This is a genomic window from Clostridium sp. HMP27 (assembly GCF_000765165.1).
Taxonomy (GTDB): domain Bacteria; phylum Bacillota; class Clostridia; order Clostridiales; family Clostridiaceae; genus Clostridium_AK.
This window is the reverse complement of the sequence record NZ_JMFY01000001.1, coordinates 69,076-83,458: the sequence shown is the minus strand read 5'-3', so window position 1 is coordinate 83,458 and position 14,383 is coordinate 69,076. Positions and strand designations below refer to the sequence as shown.

At 31.0% G+C, this 14,383-nt stretch carries 12 protein-coding genes; 1 reads left to right on the top strand and 11 read right to left on the bottom strand.

The features are described from left to right. Positions 1-56 precede the first annotated feature (56 nt). The 11 genes from DP68_RS00375 to DP68_RS00325 all read right to left on the bottom strand — a co-directional run bounded on the left by DP68_RS00375 (position 57) and on the right by DP68_RS00325 (position 13,075). Complete coding sequence (locus DP68_RS00375) at positions 57-1,241, bottom strand: Ger(x)C family spore germination protein (protein WP_035304691.1); 1,185 nt, start codon at positions 1,239-1,241, stop codon at positions 57-59. Beyond that, positions 1,225-2,331: an endospore germination permease gene (locus DP68_RS00370; RefSeq protein ID WP_035304690.1), complete on the bottom strand. Its 1,107-nt coding sequence runs from the start codon at positions 2,329-2,331 to the stop codon at positions 1,225-1,227. Before DP68_RS00370 ends, DP68_RS00375 begins: the two co-directional genes overlap by 17 nt. An 18-nt stretch (positions 2,332-2,349) precedes the next feature. Then, the gene (locus tag DP68_RS00365) at positions 2,350-3,807 is read right to left on the bottom strand and encodes a spore germination protein (RefSeq protein ID WP_035304688.1); all 1,458 of its coding nucleotides are present in this window, start codon (positions 3,805-3,807) and stop codon (positions 2,350-2,352) included. A 14-nt stretch (positions 3,808-3,821) separates the two neighbouring features. Beyond that, a complete protein-coding gene (locus DP68_RS00360) occupies positions 3,822-4,028 on the bottom strand; it encodes a CLC_0170 family protein (RefSeq protein ID WP_035304686.1) in 207 nt (68 codons plus the stop codon). 114 nt (positions 4,029-4,142) lie between these two features. Further along, complete coding sequence (ispE, locus tag DP68_RS00355; RefSeq protein WP_035304684.1) at positions 4,143-4,988, bottom strand: 4-(cytidine 5'-diphospho)-2-C-methyl-D-erythritol kinase; 846 nt, start codon at positions 4,986-4,988, stop codon at positions 4,143-4,145. 114 nt (positions 4,989-5,102) lie between these two features. After that, positions 5,103-7,727 carry a cyanophycin synthetase gene (cphA, locus tag DP68_RS00350; RefSeq protein ID WP_035304682.1) on the bottom strand — a complete coding sequence of 875 codons (2,625 nt, stop codon included), beginning with the start codon at positions 7,725-7,727 and terminating at the stop codon, positions 5,103-5,105. 3 nt (positions 7,728-7,730) lie between these two features. After that, positions 7,731-8,528 (bottom strand): cyanophycinase, encoded by a 798-nt coding sequence (locus DP68_RS00345; protein WP_035304679.1) that lies wholly within the window; start codon positions 8,526-8,528, stop codon positions 7,731-7,733. Positions 8,529-8,657: 129 nt separating this feature from the next. After that, on the bottom strand, positions 8,658-10,220 hold the full coding sequence (locus DP68_RS00340; RefSeq protein WP_035304677.1) for an SPOCS domain-containing protein: 1,563 nt from the start codon (positions 10,218-10,220) through the stop codon (positions 8,658-8,660). 360 nt (positions 10,221-10,580) lie between these two features. Further along, on the bottom strand, positions 10,581-10,814 hold the full coding sequence (locus tag DP68_RS00335; RefSeq protein ID WP_035304675.1) for a Veg family protein: 234 nt from the start codon (positions 10,812-10,814) through the stop codon (positions 10,581-10,583). 275 nt (positions 10,815-11,089) lie between these two features. Further along, entirely contained in the window at positions 11,090-11,956 is an 867-nt protein-coding gene (gene yabG / locus DP68_RS00330) for a sporulation peptidase YabG (protein WP_035304672.1), read from the bottom strand. Between the two features lie 114 nt (positions 11,957-12,070). Then, complete coding sequence (locus DP68_RS00325) at positions 12,071-13,075, bottom strand: CotS family spore coat protein (protein ID WP_035304670.1); 1,005 nt, start codon at positions 13,073-13,075, stop codon at positions 12,071-12,073. A 171-nt stretch (positions 13,076-13,246) separates the two neighbouring features. Between DP68_RS00325 and DP68_RS00320 the strand changes: the two genes are divergently transcribed. Then, entirely contained in the window at positions 13,247-14,371 is a 1,125-nt protein-coding gene (locus DP68_RS00320) for a glycosyltransferase family 1 protein (protein WP_035304668.1), read from the top strand. Positions 14,372-14,383 lie beyond the last annotated feature (12 nt).

The window sequence follows — 14,383 nt, the reverse complement described above, 5'->3', positions numbered from 1 at the left end:
ACTGTACTAGCTATTATTACCAGTATTTTTTTAAATAATCACTTATTTATATTTTTTTATTTTACTTGACCTATTCTTCTCACATTAACTACACAGTTTACATTTACCTTAGCACTTTTATATACCTCACCCCAATTATCCTTAACTTTATTCCATATAAACGGGTGAAACTTTTGAACATATTCCCTAAGATCCAATAGATCTGATTCGTATTTACTTTGAAGTGCTTTTACAAGCCTTTCGTTTTCATTCTTCAATGATTTACCCAAGTTATTTTCTAGTTCCTCAATAAACGTTCTAGAAAGCACTTCCTTTCCAACATAATATCCTTTAATCTCTCCTTCTAAATTTAAATTAATATCAAACTCCAATTTATCATCATTTTCCTTAACTTTTATTTTCTTCTCAATTCCTTCTATTTCAAAATCAATAGGGTGACCTTCCTTATATACCACTCTCTTTCCTCTTTTAAGCTTACCCTGTAAAATTTGAATATCTTCAGTCATATCCACTGATAATGTATCTACCATCTTATAATTTTTTACTATACCTGTTCCTGCAAGTTTAAGTTCATTCTTTTCTCTATCTAACGATATACAAGGAACAGTAACATTTCCAGATGTAATTAAATCATTCAGAAATTCATCCAAGGTTATTGGTATTACACCAATTTTTCTATCGCTCCCTTTTATAAGTCCTTGGAGATAGTTATCTAAACTCTTCTCCATCTCAGGTTTATATTTCAAGAAATCTTCTACTTTTCCAAGGGTCATAATAACTAGCATAGTCCTATTTAAGGATGGTTGTCTTTGGAGATAATCCACAACTTCCTTTGCTACATCAGGATGTGCAAAAAACTCACTTCCTAACAAAATCATTTCTGTGTGCGCAAAACTTATACTTCTGCTACTTTTTTCTATAGCTTTAGATATAGCGTCCTCCATGGAATAAGCTTCCGTAGTTATTGTCTTTGTTTCTGCAACTCCTCCTTGTTGCGGTCCCAACTGACTTATATCCGGAAAATTGTAGGATACACTTAGCTTTTTAATATCAACCTCTGCAAATGGATCTCCAGGCTTTATTTTTTTAAGTTCATCTATCTTTCCTATATCTGTCCCTATATCTATTCCTATGGTAGAAATAAAGTATCTTCTATCTATTTCAACTTTATCCCAACAACCATTAAGTAATATACTCATACTTAATAAAAGTGTTAATAAAAGCTTATTGCGGCTTCTCATTTATATCCCCCCTCCTTTTTCTAGGTTTAAAGATAAGCAGCGCAAGAGGAATCAGTACTATATTTATAAGAAATAATATAGGACTGACGAGCGAAGATATTTCAGATACATCTTGAACATTTTTAGGATATAGAGCAACAAGATATGTTAAAGGTATAATTATCGCTGCCCCTAGTTTTATGTCCTCTAAATTAAATATCCTTTTTGTCATATCCGCAGCAAAATAATACTGATTTACAAAGGTAGTCATATAAAAAATAATCCATATACTCATAAATATCCCTTCCCATCTTTCTATAAACGAGCCTGGTATATTTATATTTCCTATCATACTTACAACTGGCCATAATAGAATTGAAACTTGTTTTTCCCCGAATGTAGCTACTGTAAGAACAAAGGTAATCAAATAAAATACTGTTGTAAATATAATTCCTCTTTTTATAGCCTTCTTTGTATTTACTTGCTCTTTTACCAAAGGAAGAATTAAGAATAGTATCGACAATCCACCATATCTAATTATCGATGTATTTAAACTAGTTATATATTTAATTGGTTTAGCATCGAATGCAGGCAATAGATTAGTAAAATCCACATTGTATAAACACACCATAAACACTACTCCAATTGGTATAAACATAAGCCAAAATGAAACTTCATTAAATTTCACTAAGTTATCTACCTCTGCTCTAATTAAATAACTTCCAACCAGTATAGTTACTAAGAATAAAAACTCTATTGGAGTCCTTTCCAATAAGTATAGTTTTATTTCCTCTCCAAATACTCTGAGACCAAATGCTGAAAATACAACGCTATATATTACAAAACTTAGTCCTACTATTTTACCTAGTATTTTCCCAAAGGTCCCCTCAATTATTTCCTCAAAGTGCTTGTAAGAATTATTTTTCATTATTTTATATATTAAATAACTTAATGGCCATACTATAAATCCACTAATAATTATAGATATCCATCCATCATTTCCAACTATCTCAGCAAGTTCTCTAGGATATGAAAATACATTAACTCCCAATAAAGTAACTATAATTGTAGAAAATAATCCATATCCTGTTGTGAATTTTTTATTATCCATATCACTTTCTCACCCCTTTTACTTTTGCCTTATTTTATCCTTAGTATTTAAATACTTAGGTCTTTCTTTAAATGAATCCCAAGGTAATCTTATGTATACATCTTTAAAATCCCTTATATTAGGATTAACAAGTGGTGATAAATACGATATCCCAAAACTTTTAAGCCTTATAAGATGAATCAATAACAATATAAGACCTAATACTATTCCATATAAACCTATAAATGAAGCCGCAATAATTAATAAAAATCTTATAATTCGTATTGCCATAGCTACTTCATAATTAGGTGTTGTAAAATTGGTTAAAGTTGTTATTGATATAATTATTATCATTATGGGACTTACTATTCCTGCGCTTACTGCCGCTTGACCTATAATTAATCCCCCTACTATACCTATAGTTGAACCAATAGGTTTGGGCAACCTTACAGTAGATTCCGTAAGCAGCGCTAAACTCACTTCCATGATAATAGTTTCTACAAATGCTGGAAAAGGCACACCTTCCCTAGAGGCTGCAATAAAGTAAGCAAGTTTTGTAGGAGATATGGATACATGAAAAGAAGTTACTGCTACATATAATGCTGGCAATACAAGAGACATAAATACTGCAATTAATCTTATAATTCTAAACATACTTCCATATGCCCATCTTTGATAATAATCATCTGGAGATTGAAAAAACACCGGTAAAGTTGCAGGTACTATCAACGCAAAGGGTGAATTGTCTACTAATACTGCTACCCTTCCTTCATATAATGCGCTTGCTACTACATCCGGCCTTTCTGTACTTTGTACTTGAGGAAATATCGACCACTTACTATCTTCTATTAGCTGTTCAACATATCCACTATCTAGTATAGAATCTATACTTATTCTTTCTATTCTTTTCATAGTCTCATCAACTATATTTTTATCAGCTATATCTTCCATATACATAATCACTGTATCAGTTTTAGATCTACTTCCTAGACTTTTAGGTATAACTTTAAGACGAGTGTCTCTTATCCTTCTTCTTACAAGGGCTGTATTAAATCTTATAGTTTCAGTAAACCCATCTCTACCACCTCTGACAACAGTTTCTCCAGATGGCTCTGATACCCCTCTAGCTGGCCAAAAACGTGTTGCTATAACATAGCAAGCTGTAAAATTATTAATGAATAACATAGTATCTCCAGACATCATGGAATTTACAGCTTTACTTAAGTCCTTTTCCTCTCTCATATCAGATACAGTCAGAAATCTTTTCTCAATATCCTCAACCTTTATAGATGTCTTCTCCAACATTAAACTCTCAAGCACGAAATTGTTTATAAGAATTTTGTCTGCCATACCATCTATATATATTAATGTGGCTTTGTTTTCTCCTATGTAAAATTCTCTATATACTATGTCAGATACATCCTTAAGCAAGCTCTTTATGTAATCTATATTCTCATCTAAATTGGAGTAAATTTTATTTCTTATTTCCTCTTTCATAATCCGCACCTCCTTTATAGCAATATCATTCTAGTTATATAAAGTACTGCAGCAACTATAGTACTGACAAAAGATATTGATTTACATTGTCTTGTAGCTCTACACATATTTTCTCTTTTAAAGTAGTTATAATCTAACATGTATAATACAAAACTTTGTATTAAGATAAGTATTAAAAAATATCCATCGAATAGCTCCAATAAGTCTAATAATATATTCATAGTTAACCTCACTTAAATAAATAATTTGCTTTACTTATTTTCTCTAATCATTATCTTATTTATACATAAAAAGACTTAGGACATACTTAATATAGTCCTAAGTCTTTTTTATATCTACGGTATAATTGTTTTAGTCAAAAATACTTGATCATAACTTTTTATAGCTTCCTTATAGCAATTTTTCGCTTTATGTAAGTCATCAAAAACCCCATATACTGTAGGTCCGCTTCCACTCATCAAAGTCCCAAGAGAACCATTTGATTTAATCATTTCCTTTATGTCTCCTATTATAGGATTTTGTTCTACGGTTACTTGCTCTAATACATTATTTAAGCTACTTCCTATTTTAGTTAAGTTTCCTTCAGCAATCCCTTTAAGAATTTTATCTATTGATGGATGAACATAAATTTTGCTATCTATTTTATTAAATACTTCTTTTGTTGAAACTCCAAAGTTTGGTTTAACCAGCACTAAAATACAATCCCTTAAAGGTTTTAAAGGCTTTATTATTTCCCCCACTCCTTCACACTTAGCAGTTCCTCCAACTATGCAAAATGGAACATCTGCACCTATTTCCATTCCTAAACTTATCATTTCTTCCTGAGATAAGTTTTTATTGAATATTATATTAAGCATCTTAATTACTGCAGCTCCATCAGTACTTCCCCCTGCAAGACCCGCCTCTACAGGTATATTCTTTTTTATTTTAATCTTAACTCCGCTATTTATATTATAAGTCCTTATAAATAGTTCTGCTGCCCTATAGGCAATATTGCCCTTATCTTTAGGTAAATTAGCATTATCACAGATTAATTCTATTCCCTCATCACTCTTCTCAACATCAACTTCATCCCATAGATCTACGGTTTGCATAATCATTTCCAAATCATGATATCCATCGACTCTTTTACCTATAACATCTAAGAACAAGTTTATTTTTGCATAAGCCTTTAATTTCATAATTCCTCAATCCCTTTGTATAAGTTTTTTATTAATTTATTATAATATACCCATTAAAAGAAAGCTATAAAATAAAGCAGCATCCCTTTATAAAATGCTGCTTTATTTTATAGCTTATACGCACGTTAACACTTCTTTAATATTTATGTCCTTATTCATATTAATTTCATTTTTTACAATATCTAATAATGGTTCATACTTTTCAAAGAATACTATAATCAAATCTCCCTTTCTAGAGTTTCTGATTGCTTCTAATAATGCATCTTTTTCATTTAATACTACATTTACATTCTTAGTACTAAAATTAGTTTGTCGTACGCCTCGTTCTAAAAGCTCTGCTACTTCCCCCACTTTTCTTCCTCTTCTATCTTCATCCTCTTTTATATAAATATAATCAAAATTTTCTCCCGATATCTTTCCTAAACTTAATATATTTTCATCTTTTCTATCTCCTGGAACTCCTATTATTCCTATGAGCCTCTTACATCTTAGTTTTTTTGCACCTTCTAGTACAGCCTTATATCCTTCTATATTATGCCCATAATCTAATATTACAGTTATATCATTTATCCTATACATATTAAATCTTCCCGGATTATGTTCCTCATCCGGATAAAAATTTTTCATGCCCTTTCTTATAAGTTTAAGATCTATATTTAAACCTATAAGTGCTGCACAAGCAGCCATAGCATTTTCTATATTGTATTCTAATTTACCATCTACTGTAATTTTTATATCCTTTACTTTGATTATAGGGGTCATTCCTTCATTATTTTCTAGACAAATGTAGTCATTTTCTATATAAATTGACTTTCCTCCATTTTTTATATGTTGCAATACATCTTCGTTATGCTTATCTTTAGAAAATAATATTATATTACTTTTTATTCTACTTCTTATGCTCATACTCATTTTATCATCTGCATTTAATACCACGTAGCCATCATCCTTAACAGCTTCTCCTACAAGGGATTTTACAAATGCCAATTCTTCAATAGAATTTATTCCATCTAACCCTAAATGATCTGATGCTATATTAGTTATTACCCCAACATCTGCTAAATCATATGCTAGGCCTTTCCTAATTATTCCTCCCCTTGCCGTCTCAAGCACTGCCGCATCTACATCCTTATTAAGAAGAACCGTCATCGCACTATTATATCCAGTTGTATCTCCCTTACTAATACATTTATTGTTTACATATATTCCTCCTGTAGTAGTCATTCCAGTTCTATGTCCCACTAAGGATAAAACATAAGATATTAATCTTGTTGTTGTAGTTTTTCCATTAGTTCCTGTAACTGATACAACAGGAATTTGATTTTCTACATTTTTAAACAACATATCGATTATAGCCCCTGATACATTTCTTTGCTGTCCCTCATATGGAATTTCATGCATTCTTATTCCTGGTGCAGCATTTATTTCTATAATCACACCATCTATAGGTTTACTTATATCTGTACAGCACACATCTATACCACATATATCTAAACCTACAGCCTTTGCCGCTCTAACACATATATCTATATTCTCATCACATATAGAATCGGTGTAATCCACCGCTACTCCCCCTGTTGATAAATTAGCATTTTCTCTTAGCGATATTTTCTCTCCCTCTTCAGGTATTGATTCTAGATAATATGAATTTTTTGATATATAGTTTATTAGCTCATCATTTATCTTTATTTTAGTTAGAGGTTTTTCATGTCCCTCTCCTCTTCTTGGATCTTTGTTTAATTTCTCAATAAGCTGTTCTATAGTACTCTTCCCATCTCCAGTTACATATGGTGGTATTCTTTCTGATACTGCTACTACCTTACCATCTACCACGCAAACCCTATAGTCTTTTCCTACAACATATTTTTCTATAATTATTTCCTTGTATTCCTTAATTATAGTCTTATATGCTTTTATTAATTCTTGCTCATTTCTTAGGTTCACCAAAACTCCCTTGCCTTGATTGCCAAATCTAGGCTTTAATACTACTGGAAATCCTATTCTATCTGCAAGCATAAGCATTTGAATAGGACTCTTCACCTCTTCCCCATCTGCTACCGGAATGCATTGTCTTTGAAGGATATTTTTTGTAAGTAGCTTGTCACATGCAATATCCACCGGAATGCATCCAGTATTGCTGCTTACAGTAGCTTCTATTAACTTAGAAGTGCTGCCATAACCTAACTGAAATACACTACCCTCATTCAATCTAATTGCAGGAATACCTCTTTTTTTAGCTTCTTCTAAAATAGCAAGTGTACTCGGCCCTAGTTCTTCAGATATCAGAGTATTCTTTAACTTATTAATATCTTTATCCATATTAATATCTTCATTTTTTATAAGTGAATTTATCAATGATACTGCAAGTTTACCTGTATCTATACCTGTCTTTTTATATTTATATTCATAAATTATGTAATAGTGGTCCCCATTTACTTCTCTTGCCTTTCCATATTTAGCCTCTATGCCTAATTTATTTTGAATAGCAAGTATCATATGTTCACAAATATGTGCTAGATATGTACCTTCATTTAATCTTTTTACGAATCCACCTTCTTCATCTATGCCACATCTATGTTCCCTTAATTCAGGCAAAATTTGTAGCAATCCACTATTAAAATTTTCTATCTTATTGCTTGGAACATCACTATATCCTTCTAAATCTAAATCTAATTTTATACAAGGCCTATGACTATAGATATTTCTACCTTCATACCAAGCTATCTCTATTACTTTCATTTTCTAAGGTGTCCTCCTATTTAAATCATATTTATCATCTTTTTTTAATATGTGCATTTTAATATTACATATAGATAATATTTCATCTGGATTTTGCTCAGAAACATTGGTTTTAGTAATTTCACTTCCATCAATTACATATACAGCCCCAGAACCTATTACACTAAATTGAGCTTCTCTATTAACTATAATAGCAGTATCTTCATCAATACCAATTCCTATACTTTCAGGATTTTCAGATATTCCTACTAATAATCTTCCAATCCTTCCCCTTTGAGCAAAATGCTGATCTATTATTACACCTTTTATAAGACCCAGTCCAGGAGCCATTTTTAAAGTACATTTTCTTGGAGATTCTTCCTCAGGACCTGTCACAATCATAGTATCACTCATAACAGAAGCCCCTGCAGAAGTCCCTACAAACATACACCCTTCTTCATACCTCTTTTTCATCATTCTATACAAAGGAGTACCTCCAATTAGACTGGTTATTCTTAATTGATCTCCACCTGTAAAAAATACTATGGAAGCTCTTGAAATTAAATTCACATGATAATCATCATAAGCATCTTTTCTTTCCTTAACATTCAATATTGCTATATTCTTTACCCCTAATCCAGAAAATATGTATTTATATTGATCCCCTAATTCTTCTGGTACTCCTGATGCCACTGTTGCTATAAGCAATTCATCCTTATCCTTATCAATATGAGAACAAACTTCTTTTAATATATTCTTATCGCCTTCTTTATCCTCTGCTCCTCCTATTATTATTAAATTGCTTTTTATTCTTTCCTCCAAAACTCAACACCTCTTTCCGCAGGTATTTTTTATTTTTCCCAATTTAAACCCACTTATTCATGCAAAATAAAAAAACACAACATCCTCCTGTACAAATACAGAACATGCTGTGTTTTAAATAATTTATTATCAGAATACTAATCTTCCAGGTATCAATAGTTTTTCACCTGGCTTAACCATATCCGGTGAGTCAATACCATTCATTTTCATTAAATCATCCATAGTTGTAAAATACTTCTTAGCTATTTTCCATAATGTATCTTCCTTTTGAACAATATATATTGTAATGCTGCACTTTTTCTTTGTAACTTCATCTTCTACGGATTCAAGTTCTACTAAGAATTCTTTATTAACTGGCGCATTTACTCTTACATTCAATTCTATTAGCGCCTTTATGGCTATATTCCCAGCTTCTATAGAAGCTTCTAAATTCTCTAAAAGCGCCTTTGCTATAGCCTGCATATCAAGCTTACACCCTGAAATATCTACTGTAGCACTAAATGGAAGTTCTTCTCTTATATTTTCAACAGACTTATTTTCATCATCTACCTTGTACATTACTTCTGCCCTAACTACACCTTCTACTGCTACCTTTTCCTCCATTACTTTCTTATCAGTAATACATACATTTCCACTAGCCATAATTACTTCAACAGGCTTTGGAGACTCTTTATCTATTTCAATATCTCCCTTAACTACTGTTTCTGTATTAACATTTCCAACCATGTCATTAAGTTCATAGCTTTCTTTTTTCATGTTTAATATTGCATCAGGTGAATATATGTCCTCTAGAACATCCATCTGTTCTTTATTAAGAACCTTTGTAGATGTTTTAACATTAACCTTTGCTTCAACTACTCTATTTTCCGCAGCTTCATCTTCCTTTACTTCAATTTCTACTGGCTCTACATTAAATTCAGTAAATCCCTCCATAAGTGGATTGATTCCATCAAATTCAAATTCGTTATTTAATACCACTTCTTTTTCTAAGCAAGCTATATCTGTTGTATCCTTACCCCTATATAAAACATACAAAACAGCATTAGCTTCTACGTTTATTTTATTCTCCATAATATTTATATTTTTCTTTTTTAGATTTATATTGGTTTTTAACACATTACCTATTTGAGGCTTATCTGCAGGAACCGCTAAATTTATATCTGCTTCTAAGTTACCCTTTATAGTTCCCACAATTTTATCTATTTTAGAAGTATTTTTTAACATTTGAACATTTTTATCTCCATCAACATCCTTAACTATTTGAAAGTTATTATTTTTATACACTTCAGCTTTTAATTTTACTATGCCTTCTACCATTACCTTTCTTTCATTTAGTATGTTGCATCCCATGTGTTCAACGTAACACTCAACATCACAATCCATTCTATGTTCTGCACCTTTTAACTCTATTTGATTAGAGAATTTATTGTTGTAAGTCACATTGTGTATGCCAAGCTTTTCATCTTCGCGAGCCTTATAAATTACATTATGCTTTACCTCACCTTCTACTAAAATCTTATCCTGCTGCACTTCTTTATTAGTTATAACAGGCTTTGACTCTACAGTCAGTATTTCCACTACATCTGGATGGGTATCAGGTATAACATACTCTCCTTTAACTATTGTATCCGCCATATTTTCCCCTAGGAGCTGTTCGCATTCTATATTTTCTCTTATCAACTCTATAGACATAATCATATTCCCCCCTATTATAAACCTACTATCTATATATATAGTAGATTGGTAATAAATATGATAATTTTTAATTATTTAGTTTCTTACACAAACGAGGTTTTTATCAAGCATTAATATACATATTTCGTCATTTTTTTATGTTTTACATCTATATTTTTTTGAAAATTTCTTAATAATTGTTGACATATATCTTATTTTGGCGTATTATAAAATTAGTTGTTGACCATATAACCTCTCATAAATTCTCAATACCCTTTTATACCATAGTCGAAAGATGGAAAAGCCATCTTTCTTTTTTATATGCAGACAAAAAAACAAAGCAGCGATATTATCACTGCTCTTTTATTATGTGTTTTATTATGCATAAACCAATTGAACTGTCTTTGTCAATACATCTGAATAACTGTAAGTCACTGTCCTCTGGGCGTCACTGTCTAACCTTACTACAAAGATGCTAGGGTAAGTTTTTTCAATAGTGCCTTTGTTAACAAAAGTTCTTCTTCTGCCTCCGTTAGCCTTTAGTGTTACGCTTTCCCCTACATGGTTTTCTATATCTTTTTTTATAGAAGCCAATACATTTCCTCTTTCCACACTAAACACCCTCTTTCTACATAATACATTATATAACATAGCTTCATTTTTGTCAATAAACTTATAATTTTATCTTGATTTTTATACTTTGTCAATATTAATTTTTTGTAAACTATGCTATTTTTAAAACGTATACATATATTATTCCTTTTCGACTTAATCCTCATATAGTATTCCCTCACTAGTTTGGCATTATTCATAAAAATGTAATAAAGATATGCATGAGAATTCTTTGCATATCTCTATTACATTTCATAAGATTTCTTTATGTTTAATTATTTTAAATACTGTGATTTTGGAAATCCCTCTCTATATTTTCCTCTTGTTTGAAGCCCACCTATCCCCTTTACTCCTGTAATGGTATTTTCTAATGCTTCAGGTATAGATACCACTTTTTCTATATTTGTGTATGCTATTTTTTCACATAGAAATACAGGATCAAGGCAATGTATTAAAACTCGATTAGGCGAACTTGCAAAATTAGCACCTGCGTCTAAAAGAGCTTCATAATTAGACTGACATGCTCCTGCAAAGATAACTAAATTATCATACCCTGGTTCATAATTTCTAAGCTCAGATACAGTTTCAACATAATACTTAGAGTTTCTATAGTTATTTATGTCTATATAATCTCTTGTTCCTTTAGTTACTGCGTCATGACCTGTTATAACTACAATATCGGGCTTTACTGTCTTTACTAGCTGAAGCACCTGTGAAGGTTGATCCTTTTCTGCAATCACTCTTCCGATAACATCTAATCCTAATTGCTTATACACCTTTAAACATACATCTAGGTACTCTGAATCTCCATCAACATGAAGTATTTTCCCTGGCCTTCCAAAAGACAGTTCATTATTATTGCCTTTTATCACTTTAAACTCTCTTCTATAAAGATCTTTTCCTGTTCTACCTAAAAGAATCTTTTTTATTGATGAATTTACTTTTCTGCTAAAAACTTGTTCCTGCTTTGTATCTTCTTCAGCCACTACTTCCAAATCCTCTTCTACTGAATCCGCTATTATTCTAAGATTTATTCCTTTAAGTGTATATATTTCTCCATCTTCTGTTTCTTTTATATTTATTATCTTAAATGTAATATCTTTTCCATAGGACTTTCTTACTACTATATCTCCTATCTTCAATAAAAACATCTCCATACACCCTTAATTTCATTATATATAATATGTATGTTTCCTTAGTTAAGTGCAAAATTATTGGCATGTACTACTTTTTATAAGTAATACATGCCTTAATTACTATTCCTCTTGATTATAGTATTTTTTAAATTCATCAATAAAATTAATATATAAATCCTGTTCAGCTATTAATTCCTCCATTTTATTATTAAAGGTATTGGTTGGCCAATTAACTTCATTGTAATAATATCTATTACAAAGTCTCCAAAACCTTTGTGGGAATAATAAAAAGGCAAATAATACCTTATACTCATCTGTAGACAATGGACTTATCTCATTATAAGCACTTATAATTAAATGTGCATATTCTATATTCCATTCAACTCTTTTAAGAACCTTTATTATAAAGGAAGAAATATCATACACCCTTACTTCCCTCTTACAGTAATCGAAATCTATGACATTTACATCATTAGTATTATCTATTATTATATTATGATAAGTATAATCATGGTGACAAAATGCCTTTTCTTCTTCTGTTATTCTGCAAATCTCCATATAATTAGATGAATTTAATACCTTCATTGCTCTTTTACCTAAGTCTTTATAAAACTGGATTGTCTTTAGATAATTCATTTCAAAGCTATTTTTATTACTTCTTTTACGAGTCATGTCCCTCATTTTTTCAAAAGATCTAACCCTTTTCTCCATAAGGTGAGGCCATCTTCCTAAATCACTTTTAAGTTTGCTATTTTCTGGAGGTTCATATCCTTTGGAAACAATATGCATATATGCAAGCTTTTGAGCTGCTATATAGAGGTCTTCCTTGTTTCTAAAATCTGCTTCTCGTCCATCAATCCATTCAGATAATGTGTATATGTCCTCATTTACTAGAGCATATGGATTCCCATCTACATTAAGGCAATATCTATCTACTCCACTAAATCCCTTGTTTATAAGATGTTCCTTTGCTCCATATACAAACAATAATTTTTGCACCCCGTAATTTATTTTCTTTAGACATTTGATACCTTTATTTGTTTTTACTAAATAAACTCCTCTATTTGGTTTAAGGCTTTCAATTTTAATGTCGAACTGCCTTTCTATTTCAAATTCTCTCATCATAGTAATCACCTCCTTATAATTTATATGAAATAAACATATTATTTAGAAGTTAAATTAATGTATAAATTGTATAATATCCATCATATGATTTTTATATAAGAACTTTTATTAACACTTTCAATCCATGTCTAATATAATAAAATATAACCACTATAAGGAAGGTTAGTTCGTATGAAGATAGGTATAGACGGAAGGGCTTCTCAATGGTATAGAGGAACGGGCATAGGTACTTACACATATCAGCTTATAAACTATGTAAATAAGGTTGACTCCCTAAATGATTATATGGTTTTTATGCCTCAAAACTCTAAATATGATATTAATTTTAACTCTAATTTTTCAATAAAAAACATTACAGAAAACTGCAAAAACAATTTCTGGGACGAGGTTAACATCCCAAATATACTAAAATCTAATGAAGTAGATCTTTATCATGTTCCACAAAACGGCATCGGAAGTCCTGAGGAAAAAAAGTGCCCCCTAATGATAACACTTCATGATGTTATACCTTATAGAATGCCAGAAACTACTAGTGAAGGTTATCTAAAGTTATTTCAAGAAAAACTACCTGAAATAGTATCAATGTGTGATGGTATAATAACAGTATCTAATTTTTCAAAGGAAGATATTATAAAAGCATTTAATTTTCCAAGAGAAAAAATATTTGTTACTTATTTAGCTAGTGAGGATATTTATAGGCCTATAGATAAGCTTGTTAGTAAACAAGTAGTAAAAGACTTTTACGGAATAAATAACGACTTTATCTTATACGTAGGAGGTTTTAGCCCTCGTAAAAATATAATAGGTCTTATTGAATCATTTAGTAAGGTTATCGCCCACTATAAAAAGGATATAAAGCTTGTCATTGCAGGCAAGAAAGGTAAGTCTTATGAAATATATAAAAAGCGCTGCGAACAACTTCATATAGAAGATAAGGTAATATTTCCCGGATTTATTTCCATAGATCATATGCCTTATTTTTATAATGCAGCAAAACTCTTTGTATATCCATCCTTTTATGAAGGTTTTGGACTTCCCCCCCTGGAAGCTATGGCATGTGGTGTACCAGTTGTGGCTTCAAACCTTACCTCTATACCTGAGGTAGTTAAGGATGCTGCACTACTTATAGACCCTAACAATATAGACGACCTATTTCATTCTATTTCCAAGGGGCTAATGGATGATAATCTCCGTGAAAAACTTATTTTGAAAGGGCTTGTACGTTCCTCTGAACTTACCTGGGACTCTACTGCACACAATACTATGATTGCATATAGTAAAATACTTAATAGTTAAAAAGCTGTGTGT

Coding starts and splice junctions, on each gene's coding strand:
- DP68_RS00375 (WP_035304691.1), bottom strand. CDS start 1,241: ATGAGAAGCCGCAATAAGCTTTTATTAACACTTTTATTAAGTATGAGT.
- DP68_RS00370 (WP_035304690.1), bottom strand. CDS start 2,331: ATGGATAATAAAAAATTCACAACAGGATATGGATTATTTTCTACAATT.
- DP68_RS00365 (WP_035304688.1), bottom strand. CDS start 3,807: ATGAAAGAGGAAATAAGAAATAAAATTTACTCCAATTTAGATGAGAAT.
- DP68_RS00360 (WP_035304686.1), bottom strand. CDS start 4,028: ATGAATATATTATTAGACTTATTGGAGCTATTCGATGGATATTTTTTA.
- ispE (WP_035304684.1), bottom strand. CDS start 4,988: ATGAAATTAAAGGCTTATGCAAAAATAAACTTGTTCTTAGATGTTATA.
- cphA (WP_035304682.1), bottom strand. CDS start 7,727: ATGAAAGTAATAGAGATAGCTTGGTATGAAGGTAGAAATATCTATAGT.
- DP68_RS00340 (WP_035304677.1), bottom strand. CDS start 10,220: ATGTCTATAGAGTTGATAAGAGAAAATATAGAATGCGAACAGCTCCTA.
- DP68_RS00325 (WP_035304670.1), bottom strand. CDS start 13,075: ATGATGAGAGAATTTGAAATAGAAAGGCAGTTCGACATTAAAATTGAA.
- DP68_RS00320 (WP_035304668.1), top strand. CDS start 13,247: ATGAAGATAGGTATAGACGGAAGGGCTTCTCAATGGTATAGAGGAACG.